Genomic DNA, 18,473 nt, shown 5'->3' on the forward strand with positions numbered 1-18,473 from the left:
CCAAAGCGAGTAGTATCTTCATTTCGTGGCAACCCTTGCATATACCCCGTACAAGAGGAGTGGGACTCCCCACCAAAGTACGCCGTGATCATAAATGATCGGACCTTCGAAGGGCAGTTGAGAATAGAAATAGCCGGTGACCGCGCCCATGACTGAGATTGTCGCTTGTAGAGCCCCGGTGCCCCCGGAAACGGCTGCGAAGAGTCCGAGAACAACCGAAGTTAGCGTGATTTCTATGAGAGCCCCGCTCCAGCCTTGAATGGCGAACCCAGTCACATGCGGCGGTTGAGGGGCGGTGCCTTCTCCTGCAAACCTATCGGAAAACATCGCTGCGTAGACGACGTTGCTTGGCTGGCACGGGGACTGCCGGCGAAGAATCCGGCCAAGCAATGAGCCGCATTGATGAGGGGATTGCGAGAAAATCTCGAAGTAGAAGGGGAAGGGTTGCGCCATTCGGTTGATGACAGCGTTTGCGGATAAAAACAGTCCATCGCCAACCGTTACGCGATCGACGGTCTCCTGCTTCGGTGCATCCTGCTTGGTAGGAGTCGCGATTGGTCGCGATATTTCGTTGACGGCGATTGTGGCGGGCCCAGCCGTCACACGCAGAAGCATAAGAGAGATTAGAAAGTAGCTGACAAAGGTCATCGTCGCAAAGAGGATCGCTGGCAAGAAAGGGCGCTTGGCGAACATAAGGATCGCGATGAAGTGCGCGACGTAAAATAGCACCAGGGGCCATTTCATGTTGAGCAGGATCAGGATGGCGGGCATTGCTATGAGATTGAACGCAGTGGCGATCTTCCAAAATGGATGCTTCTGCATTAGCGATTCGAGTAGCCCATAGACCGACATCGAAAACAGAACGGATTTGATGACGACTAGGGGCCAAAAGCCGAGCAGGTCGAACAGGCGAAAGCGGTTCTCGACCGCGCTGACATGGTCTTGTGCGTTTAGTAGAAGATGCCAGGCGTCGGCACGCCAAAGCGAAAGAGCGGCATAGGAGTAGAGAGCCGCAATCAAAATGGCATAGGCCGACTTTGGCAAAGAGGGGACTATAGCAAGTTTGACCAACGGGCTGGCCGCGTAACGAACCAGAACGGCGATCGGCGGCGTCAGAATGAATGGCAAAAATAGCAGTAGCCAATAACCCGCTGATCCAGCATGCGCGAAGCTATGAATTGAGAACCCGGCAACGCCGCGCTGACCAATCAAGGGCCCTAGATCGGTGAAGTACAGAAGGTTGCCGATCACGATAAGAGCGAAGTAGAAGCCAAAGAACGATACGAGTGCGATGTAAGTCCTGATCGTTCCCATGATTGTCAACGAGAGCGTTTCAGTTCTCTGACGATCATCACCACGTTCGTCACGGCGAAAATCACAATGATCGCCACCACGGACCAGAAGTAGAGAGGCTCGGTTTTTGAGAAGCTGTAGAAGCTGTTCACTGCGTCCATTGGCCGGCTGCTTTCTGGAATTGGGGCACGCGCTTGGCGAGTGCTTCCATCACGCTGGCGGCGGCGATCAGAACAAAGAGCTTGATCGGAAACAGGTACTGCATGTGGAAGTGGAACAGCGTTGCTTGTGCCAAGAACATTGCGATGAAGGCGAAGAAAATCAGTAGGACGGGCTGGCCGAGGCCGACGAAAAAGGCGCCTATCACGACGAAGAGCAGCGTGTGCCAGATCTCCAAGTCGTAGAGAATTGGCGTGTGCAGCGTGACCAGCAGCTTCCGGAAATACACGCTCACAACATCGAGCGGATGAGCAAAAACTGTCTTGAAATACAGCCCCTTGAGGATCTCGTAAAAACGGGGGCTGAGGTATTCGACGCTTGGATCAACGGCCTTGACCGCATCGATGGCGCTGAAGTCGCTCCACTCGATGCCAAAGGGGTTTTCGACGGCTCCGAGGCCCATGTACAGGTTGGCCCATGTCCCGTGGCTTTCGAGCTTCGTCGGCGGCGGCAAGTTATAGGCGGCATCTCTCGCCCTGAGGAGCGCATAGGGCGTTGCAGCGGTCGCGATGATGGCAATGGCCATTGCCAAGCTCACTGCCCGTTTGCTGCGATCTCGTGCCGCCACGACGGCGCACAGCGACGCGACTACGCCCATCATCCCGATGGATTCGCGGAGCATGAGGGCGGCGACAAGTCCGAGTAAGCCGGCGGCGATCCACTTCCGGTTTGCCACGATGGCTATCGGGAGAATGGCTGCAAAGCATGCGGCGCCGAACTGAGACGGATGCGGCGAGAGGGCGTGAAATTGATTCGCGATGAGCGTCCCGACCGTAAGCAGCGCGAAAGAACCGAGCGGCATCCCGATCGAGAAAAGCAGAAGGGCTAAGGCTACCAAGCCCAAATAGTTAACCGCCGTATTGAGGGTGGAGATGCTGGCGGGAGTTGGCACCTTGCCGGTCAATATAGTGATCAGCTCGAGCGTGAGGGCGTGGCCCAGGTCATCGCCACCAAAGCCATCAGCGATCGGTAAGACCTTATCGTCGCGGCAGATTACGAGGATCTTGCCGGTTTTTTGCGCGCACTCCGCGCTTTCGAGCCAGACCTTGCTAGTCGTCCAAAAGAACGGGAGCCCCGAGGACGCGGCATAGGAGCGGTAAGCCTGAGGAACTGTGAAGACTAGAAGCGTGGCGGCCAGCAGGAAGGCAAAGCCATGATTCCCAACGAACTTCCTGCTTGACCACATTCCACGTCACCCAGCCCCAAAGGGTGTCTTCTTATCACCACAACCCCTAATCGAGCAACCCACGGTAGACCTGAACTCGCCTCAGTGCGGTTCTGGCGGAGATCCATCATGCCAAAGTCGAATGCAGCAATTTGGCCCAAGGACAATCAAGCGGCGCGGAACGCCTTCTATGGGGATCCCGGCAAGGGGCAGATTGCGCCGCAGATAGTGCCGGTCGTGCCGCCGTTCGCGATGTATTACGAGGGCAAGCGGGTCAAGGCGATCCAGTTCCACAACAAGGCGGCCCCCGCGTTGCTCGCTGCCCTCAATGAGATCTGGGACTACTGCCAGCACGACCAGGCAAAAATCGACGCGGCTGGCGTCTCGAAATATGCCGGCGCCTACAACCATCGCATGGTCCGCGGTTCGAAAACGAAATGGTCGAATCACGCTTATGCAGCTGCCATCGACCTGAACGCTGAGGAGAACGGCCTCTACGCAAAGGGCAACATGCCTCAGTTCGTCATCGACGCATTCTGTCGTCAGGGCTGGATGTGGGGAGGGTGGTATTCGGGTCGTAAGGACCCGATGCACTTTGAGGCCGTCGACAACGGGGGCCGTAAGCCAAAATCTCCGCCGCCGGTTTTTGGTGTGGCGCAGAGGCTGGTTGCGGACCCCGTAACAGGGGCGCCGGCCGACGAGCTCGAAGACGATAGTCCGGCTCCGGCGGCCCTGACCGTCGATACGATCGCTACCGGCGATCCCGAACTCTTCTCGGTTCAGAAGCGCCTGAAAGCGATCAATTACAGCCCGGGCGTCATTGACGGCCTTTGGGGCTCGGGGACGTCCGGCGCGGTCGCTGGCTTCATCAACGACCGCGGTGGGAAGATCCCAATCCCGGCATCATTTGACGCCTTCAACCGGGTCCGTGAGGCCATCAAGGCTGAGCTGGGGCGGGCTGAGAGCGAGGGTTGGAAGCGGCCCGTCTCTGATGCCCGTAAGGCGGCCGATACGAAGACCGTGGAGGCGGTCGCGCCTGAGGTGGTCCCTGTGAAGCGAAACTTCTGGGCGGCTGCCTGGGCGGCCGTGGTGTCGTTCCTGACGGCTATCTGGGACTGGCTGAGCAACGCCGTCGGCTCGGCGTGGGAGTTCTTCACCGACCACAAAGACGACATCCCGACCGACAGCGGCTTCCTGCATACGGCGTGGGGCTACCTGTCTGGCGTCCCCGGCGCCGTCTGGGCTTTGGCGATCGGAGGGCTGTTCGTCTTTATCGCGATCAACTCCCGATCTGGCGTCAACAAGATCACCGCGCAGGTGCAGAGCGGAGCCCGCCAATGATTGAATATCTCAAGCTCGGCGCGGCTGCTCTCTCGGGATCTAGCCTCCTGATCAAGATCGCTGTCGGGCTCGGGCTCGTGGCGGGAATCCTGGCTGCATACGGAGTCTGGCACCACAAGGTTTATCGCAACGGTTACGACCGGGCGATCTCTGACATCGCTGCTGCGGACTCCAGGGCCATCGGCCGTGCTCAGCAGGCGCGCGCGGTTTGGAAAAATTGCCGGGACTCCGGCAAGCATTGGGACCAGAAGGCCGGCAAATGCTACTGAGGCTTATAATCGCTGCGGTTGGTGTCGGAGTTTCGCTCGGCGGCTGTGCACATGGGCCGACCGTCGGGTCAGTCGCCGGCGGCGAATGTCGTGTGTTCGAGCGCCCGCCTTATGCGGTTCGCGGAAAGACGCAGTACGATCAAGACGTGGCCGATAATTTCGTCGAAAGCGGCGTCAGCGGATGCAACTGGAAACGACCAGCGGCTCGGCCAGCTTCGATCGAGGGCAGGGTAGTTAGCGCCCCTGTGACGTCTCCGAAGAAGAAGGGTATTATCCGGCGCATCAAGGAGAAGTTCATCGCACCAAGGCCGATAGAGCCTGTGCCCTACATCGCGGCGCAGGTAGCCCAGCCAGCTCCGCCACAGTTGCCGCCGGCACTGCGTGATCCTGTTGATGACTTGTTGAACGGAAACTGAGTTGGAATCGCATGTGGGAGCCTGGGGTTATCGTCTCATTGGTCGTCGGCGTCGTCGCAGTCATCGGCAACATAATTTCAATTACGGTTTTTGTCGTCAAATTGGGTGGCAAGATCGACGTGAACAACTCCACGATTATCGGTAAGATCGATGTCATAGACCATCGCGTGAAGAACGTGGAGACAAGCATCTCCGACCTGAAAAACACCGATCGGCGTCTTTCCTTGGTCGAAGATAGGCAGGCCGCGCTAGCGACCAGGCAAGGAAACATGGAGCAAGACAATCTCCTGATCCGTGAAGATCTCGGCAAGCTGCATCAGGGGCTTGATCGTCACGGCGCCGTAATGGCGCGGTTCAACGAAACTCAGTTCGCAAAGTAGAAATGCCGCACGTCAAGCGCCGCGCCGCACTCTTCCTGATCTTAACGGTCATGGCCATTTTCGCCCTGGTCGCGGTGCTGATCCTGTTGTTGACGATCCCCGCACGGCTACCGATCTAACCAAACCGAAAGCATCATAATGAAACTCCGCCTACTGTTGGCGGCGCTGGCGTTCGCCTGCGCTGCGTCTTCTGCTCGAGCTGAAACCTGCATCGCTTCCCATTATGGCCACGGGGATGGCTACGGAGGCCGCCGCACGGCATCGGGTGAGCGGATGAACCCAAATGCCATGACCGCTGCACACCGAACCCGGCCATTCGGATCGATGCTCACCGTTACCTCATTGGCGACCGGCAGGAGCGTCGTGGTTCGTGTGAACGATCGCGGGCCATTCGTGCGCGGGCGGTGCGTCGACCTCTCCTACGGCGCGGCTAGGGCGCTGGGGATGGGCGGAACGGCACGAGTTTCAGTCCAATGAACCGGGATGACGCCAAGGTCTTCCTGGCCGCTGGGCTGATCGCAGCCGTGCTGCTGCTCGGAGCGGCCGGCCTTGTCGGTGCCGCTGAAGTCGCCGGCCAGCGCCAAGCGCCATCCGCAGCCTTCTGCTGGGTCGCCAAGCGCGCCGTTTACCTAGCGGGCAGTGAGAAGGCGGCAGAGAGCAGGGCGCGCGCGGATGGCGTCTCCGAGGAAGCAATCGCAACAGCCAAGAGGTGTCCCCGGTGATCAATGTTCCGAAAAAGCTCTTGCTCACTCACCTTGGGAGAGTGGGGAGGGCCGCAATCTCAGTCCCGGCCACCAACCTGAAGGCGGTTTACTCCGTCATGAAGGTGGCGGGCTGGACGGGAAGCTGCATCAGGGTGCAGCGCGCGTTAGACAGCACGCAGTTGGACATTGGTTTCGCCGGGAATGTCGTGGACAAGGTGGCGGCTGATACCTTCGCGGCCGGCTCTGCTCTGACCATCGCCAAGGTCTATGACCAATCCGGCAACGGCATGGATCTTGTCCAGGCTACCGACGCCAACCGGCCGATCTTCTCCGCGCTGAACGAATGGGCGGGTATCCGACCGATCACCTTCGACACTTGGCCGCAGAGTGCCGTCGCCAAATGGTTGGACACGCCGGTCTTGGCTGGCCTCGACCGGCAGGCGGTCAGCGTCTACATGATGATGGTCGATCACTGTCCCAACCAGCAGAACCTCATTTGGGAGGGATTTTCCGATACCGGCTTCGCCACCTCGAATTCGTTCCTGCTCGGCTCCGGCGGCGGCCTCGGTGTGAATTTCGGCAGCCTGATCTTCAACACGTTCTTCCCGCGTAGCCATTTGCAGGCAATCACGACGGTCTGCGGCGGCTCCAACGTCCGAGCGCGGTTCGATGGCGTCGAGCGGACGTTTGCGACGGGGGCAATCTCTTCGTCGGCGATCCAGGGTATGCGGTTCGGCAAGAGCTCGCTCAACAACCAGTACAATTCGCAGAACGATGTCTTCTGCATCGCGATCTATGCGCAGGCTGATGCCGCGGCGGCAAACCTAGTGGTCGAGAACGCGCTCAACGCCTCGTTCAATCCAGATCGCGCCAGCAACACCAACTGGACCTACCGTCTCGTCGAGGACGGCAATTCGCTGATGAGTGGCGTCGGCGCGGCCTCGCTCCAGAGCGCAGGCTGGCAGGGGGGCTTTGGCCGGGGGCCGCAAGGTGACGTTCGCGCGTGGGAATATTACGACATGGGGCTGGCCGGCCAGACGCTGGCCACTGCCTACACGAACCGCGCGCGAGTGCTCGCTCTCTCCGACGTGACGAAGTCGAAGAATGTCCTCCACATCATCGACCCGACCAACGATATCGGCGTCATCACCTACACCAGCGTTGCCGATGCCCAGACTGGCAACACGGTCTCTGCACAGAACCTCTACAACAACTATTTCCTGCCGTATGTGGTGGCCGCGCAGGCGGCTGGGTTCACCAAGATCGTCACATCGACGATCCTCCCGCGCACTAACTTTAACGTCGGAGCGGGAAATTTCAGGGGTGATTGCCGAAACTACTATAATTCGCTGCTGACCGGCGGCGCCGGTGCGAACGGCTACGTGGTTGCCGATATCGGCTCCATCTCGCAGCTGCAGAACACGGCCGACCTGAGCTATTTCCTGCCTGACGGCATTCATCTGACGGCAGCGGGATACGCGCTGGTCGAGGCGGTCCGGAAACCGCTAGAAATTGCCTAGCTGGCGCCTCCCTCAGGTGCTTTCCGTATTAGGGCGTGCACTCATAAAGGAGCAGACGTCGGCTTTTGGGGTCTAAGTAGAAATTCTTTGCTCAATCAGAAATCGCCGCTTCTGACCCACAACGGACTTCCGGAACGACCATCGCACTACATTGAGTTGGGAGTTGTAACAACGAGCTGTGGTAGTCAAGCACTAGATAGATGTCGCGGTCGAGGCGGTCGTCCGGCACGATCGAGGGCGAGGAACGCATACGCTATTCCGATACGACAAGGGCGAGAGACGGCCCCGGCTCCAGGGGGGTCAAGGGGGTAAGCCGGGGGCCGCTCCGCCAGCTCTGGCAGCGAGCCAGCGACGACTCAAATATTCGCCCGCACTTTTGGTTCCTTTCCGAGCTGAAGGGGGCGCTGTCCGTATTTAACCCAGTGTCACCAGTGTCATAAGACTGATTTTAACGGGGGCTAACATGGTATAAGGCAAGCCAGCGGGGAGCGCTCCTATGACCCGCGCGGGCAACAAGAAGGTTGAGTCATTTGATCAACATTGCTGAGTGCCAAGAACATGCTGACCACTACAAGAGTCTTTCCGGCGCGATCGGTATTTCCAAGGATCGCGCCGCCGTCCTGAAAAACATTGCCCGAACTTATGTGGGTTTGGCCGGCCAACTGGATAGACTAGCTTCCCTCTCGAGGAACGAGCAGAGGTAGGTGCCGGCCTGCTTCCGGCCCCAGCCGCCTAGTTTCATTTGGGCGTGGCCTGTTTTACGAAAAGAACAATTTGAGGTCGGCGTCGTTCTGGTCTGATGAGACGGTACTATTTTGATCTCAGAGAGGGTGACGAGATTTTTCCGGATGAGGAAGGTCTGGAACTCTCGACCATAGAGAAGGTGCAAGAAGAGGCGGCTCGCTCAATGGCCGATATGGCTCGAGATGCCGTCCGCGCTGGGGGCGGTAGCCGACAGCTGTCGATTGAAGTCCGATGACAGCGGTCCGGTGCTCCAGCTCAAATTCACATTCGAGGTCGAACGGCGCAGGCATTGAGGCCGCCGTAATGGGCGCCCTGTTCGAATTTCGCGGTGGCTTAAGTTCGTTCTAGTGTGGGAACTGTTCTTACCTTTCCTCGTTTTGGAGTCATCTTAACTGCTCAAGGAGCCGCGCCATGGGAGAGCGCCGCAGAGTGAAGCAAACCCGTTCCCTTGAAGAACGAATGGCCGAGCAGGCCGCCAAGCTCAAAACGATGGCCGATCGGTTGCCGGCTGGGGCCGAGCGCGAGGCGCTCCTAAAGCGAGTCAGAATCGCCGAGATCGGCGCCCATATAACTGACTGGCTGCGCTCGCCTGGCTTGCAGCCGCCCAAATAAGACTTCGAAACAAATGTTCACTTTGATACTTAGGAACATCGACACGCCACGAGGTGATTCGATGCTCCAAACGATTTTGATTATGGCAGGACTCGGTACCGCGCTGATCGGCATCATAGTCATCGTATTCGAGTGGCGCGCGTTGGGCGGGTATTGGAGCCTTAAGAGGCGGCCACCCGAAAATTTCACAACCGACGCGAAGTAGGTCTCCCCAGTGGGGGGCTTATTTCTCGTCCTATTTGCGAGACAGCAGATCTTCACCGGGCGGCATCAGCTTCACGTAAGTGCCGCTTTCGTGCTTCGATAACCAGCCGCGCTCGATCGCGTATTTCAGCCCGGCGCCGAACTCACTGCCGCTGCCCTTCAGATTGAACATGAACGGCGCGTTGATCCGCTCGATGTAGATGCGACCGTCCTGGACAGCCTCGACGCTGGCCGCGAGCTCGACGAGCTTGCGCGCGGCCGCTTCCGGGTCAGCATAGGGTCGTTCTTCGGTGTGCTTCATAGGCGTGTCCCATTAGCCGCCTGCGCGGCGGTGATATGTGCGCGGTGAGGGTAGCTCTCAGCCGGATTCCAGCTGTCAAATGTGGTGCCGCAGACGCAGCGCATGAGCGTGTTTCTGATCTCACTGTCGAGCTTCTCGCCCCGCGCGCGCTTGGCTGCAACCTCAGCCCGCGAGGCGCGATCGCAGCGCCATTCGGCGAAGGCACTTTTGGGGATTGTGGGCAGTAGCTCGGTCCATGCGGCTTCGAAGGCCTCGCGCGCGGCTTCGAATGTGGTGGCTATGCCCCTTCGGCCAGTGCCTGGCTCCATGCCAGGATAAAAGCCTACCGCCCATCCCCATTGATCAGCCTGCACAGGCACGCCAGCGCGCACGCTAATGGTCCCGACACGAACATCGTCGAAATAGACGTGCCAGGTCTCCTCGTGCGGATTGTCACTGCGGCGGCGGGTGAGGGCGGCATCATTGGTCATGGCGAGAGGATAGACGCTCACCGGATGATGAGCCAGCCGCTGCGCCTTGCGCACCGGCCTAGGTCAGCCCCAAGAGGTTGGTCAATAGGCGGCGCACTCATGCTTAAATGGTAGCGCGTCTCAGCGCTCGTTCCGCCCCTTGCGAAGAGGCTGCCTACACCGAGTACGTCCGATTGGCGGTGCAGACCGGAAGTGCGCGGGCCGTAGCCAAAAACGACGCTTTTGACCCTGAGGCGACATTGCATGACTTCAAGCCGGCGGACTGAGATTCTCGAGCGCGGTGCTCGTGCCCGCTCTCTGCGTCGCTCTATGCGACCCGCTTTATGCCGGGCGGCTGCCATGTCCCTTCGCCCGGCGGTAAGATCGAAGGTGTTTCGATCTTCGGCCAGTAGAGCCGCATGACAAGATAGATCGTGTCGTTCGGCGCCGGCAGCCAGTTTGCTTCCTTGTCAGCGCCGGGCGACTTGTTCTGGATGTAGAGCGTTAGTGATCCGTCCGCATTCTTTTTCATGTTCGGCAGCATCGGCGAGTTGATCAGATAGCGGTTGATGGGATTTTCGATCAGGAGCTGGGACTTGCCGTCATACATCGTCAGCGACCAGAACGCGTTCACTGGTGGCTGCTGGCCCGGTGCAAATGTCAGGGTGTAACCGTTCTTGCTGCCGTCGAGCGTCTGACCATCGCTGTCGACGCGCGTGAACGGATAGGTCGCTTCCGCCGGGTCATTCCCATAAATGCCGGCCTGAGCGGCGACGGCACGCTTCATCCAGTCGCCATTGTAGTGCGCGCTATCGCCTGGAAGACCGCTAACCCGCCAGCCATTGATCGTTTTGCCGACATTGGCGACGGCCTCGTCGACTTTCCGCTGGCCTTCCTTCATGCCAAGGCCGATCTCCAGCTTCTGCTCCAGAGGGAGGTCCTTGAAGCTGAAGGTCTTGCCAGGCCCGACGCCGATGCGTGCCAGCTTGGCGCGTATCTCCTTCTCATTACCCTGCGCCGGCGCGAATTGCAGCGCAAAGTCGAGATAATCGAAGAAGTTGGTCTTCACGAGTTCCTTGTCGACCTTCGGGAAGTCGATGATTGGCGCGGCCGGCGGCGGCGTCCGCTTCAGATAGGCCGATAGCATCTGCACCTTGTAGCCGGCCTGCACCTTCTTGATGTTGTCGAGATCATCCGGGCCGAAAAGCTGGGTGCGATAGCCCGCAAGGGAAAACTGTGTGCTCGAACGAAACACCTGCTTGATGCCCGCCGGGGTATCGCCCTTCCAGTCGGGCCCGACCACCATGTAGTCGTCGGCTTCGCTCCCTGTGGCGCGGGTGCCGATATAGCCGAAATTGTAGGTATTACCGTCGCAGAGCATCACCGAGTAGTAGCGCTTCGGGTCGATTGCCGGCACCGAGAGCACCACCGGCTCCGCCCGCAAATCCAGCCACGCGAAGGAATAGGGCGTGTCGCTGTTTGGCGTTACGATTGCCGTATCTTTGTAGGTGAAGACGTTAGGTTCGTTCTTGATCTGATTGAACGGTGCCTTGAACTGCCCAGAACTCCGATCGATCGCGTATTCATGCATGACGGCATAGTTCATCACGATAGGCAGGCCGTAGATGAACCCCGCCTCGGCAATGTCTTTTGCCTTGAAGAAACCTGGGCGGTCGTCGCTGGTCTGTGCGTACGCGGGGACGGACTTCGCCGTCGATGCAGTGATGGCAGCCAAGGCGGCCGAACGAAGAAGATCGCGTTTAGTAAACATTTTCCGCAGTCCTTCCAGTTCTTTGTGCTCAAGCGCGCAGCTGCTGCTCGCACATCGATTTGAGAAGTTTCGCACCTGCCGCGGTGGTTGACAATGGAAAACCGGACAACCCTAAGCGTGCCCCGAGGTCCGTTGTTGCTATTTTCGGATGTTGCGAAATGTCGGCTTCTGCGCCGCTGTGGCCGAATAAGCGGACATCGCGAGTACACTGGCGACGTTCCTCGATGCTCAGCGAAGATGTCGGAAATTTCCGAGCTCTAGAGGCTTGCGTCGATCCTTGTCTTGATAAACCATGTCTCCCTTTGCTCATAAAGCTTGCACATGGCCCTATCCATTCGGTTTTACCTCTTTGCCGAAGACGGTCTTAAACGCATTTCACAGCGCGTGATGATGGGTCTCGTGCACGGTAAGGACAGCATGCCGCAATATGCAGGCACAAAACAAAAGGTTGCCGACATAATTCTTGAAGCGGACAACGGCAAGCCGCTCCGTATTGAGCGATCGGTTGGCAGCTTTTTGAGGTTCGATGAAAGCGGACAAGTCCACAGAGATCTCGTCGCCTCAGGTTTTGCCGCTCTCGATACAGGACTTGCGCTGGAAGCGGCTCTTCGAAAACGGCCGGGTAAAGTCGTCGACCTGGCCCCAAAGCTCAATCGAGAAAAATGGGAGCGCGAAAATCGCTGGACGTTATCGAAAGAGGATCTCGATCTTATCAGCGATGACATCTGGGGCCGAACGACCGTAGCCTCGCCCAAGGTAGAAAGGGCTAAGGGGACCGCTGCCAGGCCTCCGCAAATGACCTCTGACGCGCGCGAAGCTATTCGCGAGATTCACTCGAGCATCTCGACCATCGACAACAGGTTGGTTTGGCTAGGCGAACCGTCCCTGAAGGGCGTAGCGTATGAGGCGCGACAAAATGCAAAGAGCGAAGTCGAAAGACCGTTCTGGCTCGCTGTGGCAGAAGCGGCAGATCGGCATCACGAGATCTTAGTGCGACGCCGCACGGGACGTGGCATCTGGTATGCTTTGGTTCACATCCTGCGATGGGATGCCATCCGTCGGACCGCGGAGACGCAGGCCACCTTCCAGGAACGTTGCGCCTCCAAGGGGGACGCCGAAAATGCGGTGCGGCGGCTACTGACGGAGCACTCGGGGCTATTTGGCGCGGACTGCACGATCGAGGGTGAGGTGCTTTCTGAGCTGGAATGGGACGACGAGGAGGAGAGCCGCGCTACTTGATAGGCAGAACACCGCATGAACACACCCCCCGGTTTTTCCCCGGTTGTTGCAGCTTCGTTCTGCCATTTTATGCCGACAACTGCCGAAAGGCAGAAAACAGGAAACGGCGAAAATACCTATAAATTCAGGGGGTTTGGTGGTGGGCGCACAAGGGATCGAACCTTGGACCTCTCCCGTGTGAAGGGAACGCTCTCCCGCTGAGCTATGCGCCCGGGACCATCATGCCGACGGCCGGACTTTCGGCCGGCCGGCACATCGGAGCCCGCGATTTAGAAGTGCGGGCCAAAGGTGTCAAGTTTCCAGGCGCCTCGAGGCCGGAAAACCTTCCGTCAATCACGCAATTCGCAGGCGAAACCGTGGTTTGGGCCGCTTATGCGCCCTGCTGGCGGGCGCGGGAGGCGTGGGCCTGCAGCGCGCGGATGCGCTCGGCGAGCGTTCCGCCGCCTTCGGGCAGGGTGATTGCGGCCGCGCCATTGCCGGCGGCGTCATTGGCCGGGCGGGGCGCCGGTTTCGGGGGCTGGCCGGCCTCGGCCGCCAGCAGCGCCTCGATCGGCGAGTTCGGGCCTTCGAGCTGCATCGCGAGCTTGGCGACCTCGGCCGCGATGTCGTTGATGCGTTCGCGCAGCAGCGCATTCTCCATGCGCTCGGTCGCCCAGGAACTCTCCGCCTGCTGCTGGATCGCGTTGATGTCGCGCTGGAGCTTGGCGCGCTCGTCGCGCGCGGTGCGCAGCTGCTCCTCCAGCGCGGTCTTTTCCGAGCGGAGCGATTCGAATGCCGCCGACGATTTGCCGCCGCTCAAGCCCGCGATCTCGACACGCAGCTCCTTGATGGTGCGGTCATTGCCCTCATTGGCCTGGCGGAGCTGGTTGTTCTCGTAGTCGCGCTCGGCGAGCAGCTTGCCCTGCGTGGCGAGGCGGCCTTCGAGATCGGCGACGCGGCCCGACAGCATCTCGGCCTCCTTGACCTGCACGATCAGCTGGCGATCGAGCTCGGTGACGCGCTGGCTCAGATTCTCGACACGGCCGCGCGCATCGCCGAGCTCGCGGGAGGCGGTCTCGGATTCGGTCCGCTCCTGCGCCAGCCGCGCCTGCGTGGCGGCAAATTCCTTCTCGGCGTCGCCGACGCGATTTTTCAAGTTCTCGATCTGCGCGCGCACCGCGACCAGCTCGACCTGCCGGCTCTCCGCCATCATCGAGCGGTCGGACAGCTCGGAATTGATTTTTGCGAGCTCGCCCTGCTTGTCGGTCAGCGCATTCTCGGCGGCGCGCAGGGCGTCGGTCTTGGTGTTGAATTCCTCTTCGGTGGCGCGGAGCTGCTCCTTCACCGCCTTCTCGCGCGCCTCCAGCGCGAAGATCGTGGCGTTCTTCTCGCCGAGCTCGATCTTCATGCGGTTGATGGCGTCGCTCTTCTTGCCGAGCTCGGCGAGCTGGCTCGTGGTCTTGTTCTTGAGCTGGTCGACGCTCATCTCGAGCCGTCGCGCCGACATGGCGAATTCGGCGCGGAGCTGGTCCTTGTCGGCCTGGATCTCGGCCATCGAGAGGGGCGTAGCGGCCTCGAGCCGTCGCGTGGTCAGGCGGACCGCGCGGTTATGCACCAGCGGCACGATGGCAAGCCCGCACAGCATCGAGAGCAGGAAGCCGATCGCCAGGTACATGATCGGTTCGACCATGGGGCCAGAACTCCGAAAGCAAGGAAAAATTTACCAAAGACAATGCATGGCGGGCCGGCAAAAAGCCAGCCCCGCCCTGTTGTTAACGTGAATCCGGAATTGGACCGGAGGAGGGAGCCCTAGAGCATGATCCGGGCCCGAAGGGCCGCGTCAGCGCAAAGTGCGCAGCGGCTTTCCGGAAAGATCATGCTCGAACAACAATCTAAAGCGCGATCGCGCTTTAGAACGGGTTCCAGGTCGCGCGCGGGGTGAATTTCAAATAGCCGATATTGGCGCCCAGCCGTAGCCCGAGGCCCGAGCGGATCGGCACCAGCACGATGTTGTTGGCGGTGAGCGCCGTCATGCCGAAGCCGCCGATGATATAGGCCGAGCCGTCGATGCCGGCGAAGCGCTGGTAGATCGCGTTGGTGGCGGGCAGGTTGTAGACCAGCGTCATGGTGCGCGCGCCGTCGCCGCCCCAGTCGAAGCCGAGCGAGGGGCCCTGCCAATAGACGCGCAGGTCGCCGGCGTTCTTGGTGTAGAGCGTGCCTTCGCCGTAGCGCAGGCCGGCAACGAAGGCGCCGGACCCTTCCTCACCCAGGATATAGCCGTTGGGCAGGCCCCACTGGCTGACGGCCTTCTCGATGATCGAGGCGAGCCCGCGCGAGACGTTGCCGAAGAAGCGGTGGCCGGCGGTCACGAGTTCGTCCGGCCCATAGGTGCTGGGTGACGGGCTCCGCTGCGGCGGCGGCAAATTGGGCGGCGGCGGCTGCTGGGCGGAGGCCGGGACGATCCAGCCGACCAGCGCGGCAAGCGCGACCGCAGCAAGGCGTGATGCGAAAGTCATAAAAGAACCCCTGGTATCGAATCCCGCCGCTTCCTTAACCTGACGCCAACAGGCACGGCTCTAGGTTGCGCCGGATGTCCCCTCGACTCGGATGTTATCCGCAGCAACTATGACGGCACAACGGCAGGAAGATAGCCCTTTGCGCCCCGGAATCGCCTTGATCCGCTTCCTCGTCGGCCTACTGGCGGGCATTTGGATCGCCTGCGCAGGTTTGCCGGCCGAGGCGGCCACCACCGAGCGGATCGTCGTCAACCGCTTCAGCGGCGTGGCGATCGAGGGTTTCGACCCCGTCGCTTATTTCGTCGATGGCGCGGCCGTGCAGGGGACGGCCGAGTTCGAGGCGAACCTCTGGGGCGCGGTCTGGCGTTTCCGCAACGAGGGCAACCGGGCGTCCTTCCTGGCCCATCCCGAGATCTATGGACCGCAGTTCGGCGGCTACGATCCGGCCGACATCGCCCGCGGCGTCGCCGTCGCCGCCAATCCCCGCTTCTACGTGATTTCGGCGCAGCGGCTCTATCTGTTCAGCCGGGAGGCCAACCGCGATGCCTTCGCCGCCGACCCGGAGCGCTTCCTCTATGAGGTGCGCAAGCGCTGGCCGGCGCTCCAGGAACAGCTTAGTCAATAACAGCTCAGTCAGTAGCTGCCTGCCGCCCGCGGATCGCCCCAGGCGATGAACTCCGGGATGATGAAGCCGGTGTCGCCGCGCTGGCCGAATCGGAGCTCGCCACCCTTGCCGTCGGTGACCTTGCCGCCGGCCGCCGTCACGACCGCGCAGCCCGCCCCGACATCCCATTCGCAAGTGGGTCCGAAGCGGGGATAGATGTCGGCGCTGCCCTCCGCGATCCGGCCGAATTTCACCGCCGAGCCGACCGTCTTCCTGACCGCATTGGGCCGGCCGTCGATGAACGCTTCGCTTCTGAGGTCGCCATGGGAACGGCTCACCGCCGCGATCCAGGGCTCGCCCTGCGTCGGCAGCGTGCGGGTGCGGACCGGTTCGGCAGCACCGATGCTCGTACCGTCGAACCTGACGCGCTCGGCGCCGCGGCCGACGATGCCGCGCCAGAGCAGGCCGAGCGCGGGCGCGGCTACGATGCCCAGCAACGGCACGCCTTCGGTCACAAGGGCGAGGTTGACGGTGAACTCGTCGCGGCCGGCAACGAACTCCTTGGTGCCGTCCAGCGGGTCGATCAGGAAGAAGCTGTCGCGGAATGGCGGCGAGGCGAGCTGGGTCCGCTCTTCCGACAACGTCGGCACGTCGCCCGCAAGCTGCGCCAGGCCGTCAGCGATGATGCGGTCGGCGGCGAGATCGGCCTCGGTGACCGGCGAGCCGTCCTGCTTGCCGTCGACCCGCATCGCTGCGCGGTTGACCGCGAGAATCGCTTCGCCCGCCTTCACCACCAGCGCAGTGAGCGGCTCCATCAGGTGGGAGGCGGCCGGGCCGTCGATGATCCGCTTCACCTGCATGCCTCATTCATCGGCAATTCCATCCTACTCGACTGATTCGCCGCGGCTTTAGGGCCGCTTCGAGCCGATCGCAAGCTAGCTGCCACGGGCTTGCGAATGTTAGAACCTGCGGCATTCGTCAAGCATGCGTGATTCGCCGCGTCCGCGCCGTGCAATTCCAGGAACCCTTTATGTCTGACGCTTCGTCACCCGGTACCGCTACCGCTCCAGATGCGCTCGAACTCGCCGCGCTCCTGTGCTCGCGGGTCTGCCACGATCTCATCAGCCCTGTCGGCGCCATCGTCAATGGGCTCGAAGTGCTCGACGACGATCCCAAGCCCGAGGATCGCGAGTTCGCGCTCGATTTGATCCGCAAGAGCGCGAAAACCGCCTCCGCCCGCCTCCAGTTCTGTCGCCTGGCCTTCGGCGCGGCCGGCTCGTCCGGCGCGCAGATCGACCTCGGCGACGCCCAGACCATGGCGCGCGGCCATATCGAGGACGGCAAGTGCTCGATCACTTGGAATCTGCCGCGGCTCCTGCTGCCGAAGAATCGCGTCAAGCTGCTGCTCAATATGCTGGTTGTTTCCCAGCACACGATCCCGCGCGGCGGCATGCTGACGATCGATCCGATCGGCGAGGGCGAGAGCATGAGCTTCCGCGTCACCGCGACCGGTCATAATGCGCGCCTGCCGCAGAACATCTCCGAGCTCCTGAGCGGGGAGCGCGGCCCGGCCGCGGATGCGCACGCGATCCAGCCTTATTATACGCGGCTGTTGGCGGAGGCTTGCGGGCTCACCGTGAGGCTCGCGCACGAGGGCGAAGCCATCACCGTTACCGCGTCGTAGGCGCGTCCCCGCCCTCAAACGTTAATCGAATCTTTACGAGGCGCTTCGGCTTGTCCGGAGCGCCTTATCTCTTTGTTGGTTCCGTTCTTTTGCACATACTCAACCATTATTAAACGCTTTGCGGTGAAGCTGGCCCCATTCCGAAATGGCGCATCACAAGTCGTGCGCGCCCTCCCTGTATGAAGGCCTGTTTTCATGGATGATCTGTTGCGGGAGTTTTTGACGGAGACCAGCGAGAGCCTGGACACCGTCGACAATCAGTTGGTGAAGTTCGAGCAGGAGCCGAACAACGCCAAGATCCTGGATAACATCTTCCGCCTGGTCCACACCATCAAGGGCACTTGCGGCTTCCTCGGGCTGCCGCGGCTCGAAGCGCTGGCGCATGCCGGCGAGACGCTGATGGGCAAATTCCGCGACGGCATGCCGGTGACCGGGCAGGCCGTGACGGTGATCTTGTCATCGATCGACCGCATCAAGGAGATCCTCGCCGGGCTGGAGGCGACCGAAGCCGAGCCCGAGGGCACCGACCGCGATCTCATCGACAAGCTGGAAGCGATGGTCGAGCAGGGTATGGCGGCAATGGCTGCTGGGGCCGCTGCTCCTGTCGCCGAATCTCCGCCACTGGCGCCTGAAGCCCCTGTTGCTGCTGCGCCTGCGCCCGCAAAGGAGATGACGCAGGGCTCGCTGATCGATCAGACCCTGGAGCGCCCGCTGCGTCCGGGCGAAGTGTCGCTCGACGAGCTCGAGCGCGCCTTCCGCGAGACCGCGATCGAAGCGCCGGCCCCCGTCGTCAAGGCCGAGCCCGCGCCGGCTGCTGAAGCTCCCGCGCCCGCCGCCAAGGAAGCTGCGAAGCCCGCCAAGGAAAAGGCCGCGCCGAAGAAGTCGATGGCCGACGAGGGCGCCGCCGAAGGCGACCGCATCGCCAACCAGTCGATCCGCGTCAACGTGGATACGCTGGAGCATCTGATGACCATGGTCTCCGAGCTGGTCCTGACCCGCAACCAGCTGCTGGAGATCTCCCGCCGCAACGAGGACACCGAGTTCAAGGTGCCGTTGCAGCGCC

At 61.0% G+C, this 18,473-nt stretch carries 20 protein-coding genes and 1 tRNA gene; 11 read left to right on the top strand and 10 right to left on the bottom strand.

Annotated elements, in window-relative coordinates:
- Window positions 1-18: 18 nt before the first annotated feature.
- From IVB46_RS44425 to IVB46_RS44430, 3 genes are read right to left on the bottom strand one after another with little or no spacing between them, the layout of a single operon-like run.
- Window positions 19-1,314 (bottom strand): hypothetical protein, encoded by a 1,296-nt coding sequence (locus tag IVB46_RS44425; RefSeq protein ID WP_247346232.1) that lies wholly within the window; start codon window positions 1,312-1,314, stop codon window positions 19-21.
- Window positions 1,315-1,319: 5 nt separating this feature from the next.
- Complete coding sequence (locus IVB46_RS45010; RefSeq protein WP_256468727.1) at window positions 1,320-1,454, bottom strand: hypothetical protein; 135 nt, start codon at window positions 1,452-1,454, stop codon at window positions 1,320-1,322.
- A complete protein-coding gene (locus IVB46_RS44430; protein WP_247346237.1) occupies window positions 1,442-2,698 on the bottom strand; it encodes a hypothetical protein in 1,257 nt (418 codons plus the stop codon). Before IVB46_RS44430 ends, IVB46_RS45010 begins: the two co-directional genes overlap by 13 nt.
- A gap of 108 nt (window positions 2,699-2,806) precedes the next feature.
- On the opposite strand from IVB46_RS44430, the gene IVB46_RS44435 reads away from it, so the two are divergent.
- The 7 genes from IVB46_RS44435 (at window position 2,807) to IVB46_RS44470 (ending at window position 8,663) form a co-directional block, all read left to right on the top strand.
- Window positions 2,807-4,018, top strand: a complete 1,212-nt coding sequence (locus IVB46_RS44435; protein ID WP_247346240.1) for a M15 family metallopeptidase — start codon at window positions 2,807-2,809, stop codon at window positions 4,016-4,018.
- Entirely contained in the window at window positions 4,015-4,287 is a 273-nt protein-coding gene (locus tag IVB46_RS44440) for a hypothetical protein (RefSeq protein WP_247346243.1), read from the top strand. The genes IVB46_RS44435 and IVB46_RS44440 overlap by 4 nt, the downstream gene beginning before the upstream one ends.
- Before the next feature lie 454 nt (window positions 4,288-4,741).
- Entirely contained in the window at window positions 4,742-5,083 is a 342-nt protein-coding gene (locus tag IVB46_RS44445) for a hypothetical protein (protein WP_247346245.1), read from the top strand.
- 138 nt (window positions 5,084-5,221) lie between these two features.
- On the top strand, window positions 5,222-5,560 hold the full coding sequence (locus tag IVB46_RS44450; protein WP_247346248.1) for a septal ring lytic transglycosylase RlpA family protein: 339 nt from the start codon (window positions 5,222-5,224) through the stop codon (window positions 5,558-5,560).
- Entirely contained in the window at window positions 5,557-5,805 is a 249-nt protein-coding gene (locus IVB46_RS44455; protein ID WP_247346251.1) for a hypothetical protein, read from the top strand. The genes IVB46_RS44450 and IVB46_RS44455 overlap by 4 nt, the downstream gene beginning before the upstream one ends.
- Window positions 5,793-7,307, top strand: a complete 1,515-nt coding sequence (locus tag IVB46_RS44460; protein ID WP_247346255.1) for an SGNH/GDSL hydrolase family protein — start codon at window positions 5,793-5,795, stop codon at window positions 7,305-7,307. Before IVB46_RS44455 ends, IVB46_RS44460 begins: the two co-directional genes overlap by 13 nt.
- Window positions 7,308-8,462: 1,155 nt before the next feature.
- Entirely contained in the window at window positions 8,463-8,663 is a 201-nt protein-coding gene (locus IVB46_RS44470; protein WP_247346258.1) for a hypothetical protein, read from the top strand.
- A gap of 235 nt (window positions 8,664-8,898) precedes the next feature.
- Here the strand turns inward: IVB46_RS44470 and IVB46_RS44475 are convergent, their stop codons facing one another.
- The 3 genes from IVB46_RS44475 to IVB46_RS44485 all read right to left on the bottom strand — a co-directional run bounded on the left by IVB46_RS44475 (window position 8,899) and on the right by IVB46_RS44485 (window position 11,388).
- Complete coding sequence (locus IVB46_RS44475; RefSeq protein WP_247346261.1) at window positions 8,899-9,168, bottom strand: hypothetical protein; 270 nt, start codon at window positions 9,166-9,168, stop codon at window positions 8,899-8,901.
- Entirely contained in the window at window positions 9,165-9,692 is a 528-nt protein-coding gene (locus tag IVB46_RS44480) for a hypothetical protein (RefSeq protein ID WP_247346264.1), read from the bottom strand. Before IVB46_RS44480 ends, IVB46_RS44475 begins: the two co-directional genes overlap by 4 nt.
- Before the next feature lie 253 nt (window positions 9,693-9,945).
- On the bottom strand, window positions 9,946-11,388 hold the full coding sequence (locus IVB46_RS44485) for a DUF1254 domain-containing protein (RefSeq protein ID WP_247346267.1): 1,443 nt from the start codon (window positions 11,386-11,388) through the stop codon (window positions 9,946-9,948).
- A 321-nt stretch (window positions 11,389-11,709) separates the two neighbouring features.
- Between IVB46_RS44485 and IVB46_RS44490 the strand changes: the two genes are divergently transcribed.
- Window positions 11,710-12,627 carry a hypothetical protein gene (locus IVB46_RS44490; protein WP_247346271.1) on the top strand — a complete coding sequence of 306 codons (918 nt, stop codon included), beginning with the start codon at window positions 11,710-11,712 and terminating at the stop codon, window positions 12,625-12,627.
- 137 nt (window positions 12,628-12,764) lie between these two features.
- On the opposite strand, the gene IVB46_RS44495 is transcribed toward IVB46_RS44490, so the two are convergent.
- From IVB46_RS44495 to IVB46_RS44505, 3 genes are all read right to left on the bottom strand, one after another.
- Window positions 12,765-12,839 (bottom strand) — tRNA-Val (locus IVB46_RS44495).
- Window positions 12,840-12,997: 158 nt separating this feature from the next.
- Complete coding sequence (locus tag IVB46_RS44500; RefSeq protein ID WP_247315152.1) at window positions 12,998-14,296, bottom strand: hypothetical protein; 1,299 nt, start codon at window positions 14,294-14,296, stop codon at window positions 12,998-13,000.
- 220 nt (window positions 14,297-14,516) lie between these two features.
- Window positions 14,517-15,122 carry a DUF1134 domain-containing protein gene (locus tag IVB46_RS44505; protein ID WP_028151234.1) on the bottom strand — a complete coding sequence of 202 codons (606 nt, stop codon included), beginning with the start codon at window positions 15,120-15,122 and terminating at the stop codon, window positions 14,517-14,519.
- 139 nt (window positions 15,123-15,261) lie between these two features.
- Here IVB46_RS44505 and IVB46_RS44510 point away from each other — a divergent pair, with 139 nt between their 5' ends.
- The gene (locus tag IVB46_RS44510; protein ID WP_247315149.1) at window positions 15,262-15,747 is read left to right on the top strand and encodes a YHS domain-containing (seleno)protein; all 486 of its coding nucleotides are present in this window, start codon (window positions 15,262-15,264) and stop codon (window positions 15,745-15,747) included.
- An 8-nt stretch (window positions 15,748-15,755) separates the two neighbouring features.
- Here IVB46_RS44510 and IVB46_RS44515 read toward each other — a convergent pair whose 3' ends face one another.
- Complete coding sequence (locus IVB46_RS44515) at window positions 15,756-16,586, bottom strand: 3'(2'),5'-bisphosphate nucleotidase CysQ (protein ID WP_247315146.1); 831 nt, start codon at window positions 16,584-16,586, stop codon at window positions 15,756-15,758.
- Between the two features lie 170 nt (window positions 16,587-16,756).
- Here IVB46_RS44515 and IVB46_RS44520 point away from each other — a divergent pair, with 170 nt between their 5' ends.
- Both IVB46_RS44520 and IVB46_RS44525 read left to right on the top strand, forming a co-directional pair.
- Complete coding sequence (locus IVB46_RS44520; RefSeq protein ID WP_028160240.1) at window positions 16,757-17,410, top strand: histidine phosphotransferase family protein; 654 nt, start codon at window positions 16,757-16,759, stop codon at window positions 17,408-17,410.
- Between the two features lie 195 nt (window positions 17,411-17,605).
- Window positions 17,606-18,473: Hpt domain-containing protein (locus IVB46_RS44525; RefSeq protein WP_247346274.1), on the top strand; the 868-nt coding region annotated here is incomplete at its 3' end.

It is taken from the genome of Bradyrhizobium sp. 61, assembly GCF_023073075.1.
GTDB lineage: Bacteria > Pseudomonadota > Alphaproteobacteria > Rhizobiales > Xanthobacteraceae > Bradyrhizobium > Bradyrhizobium barranii.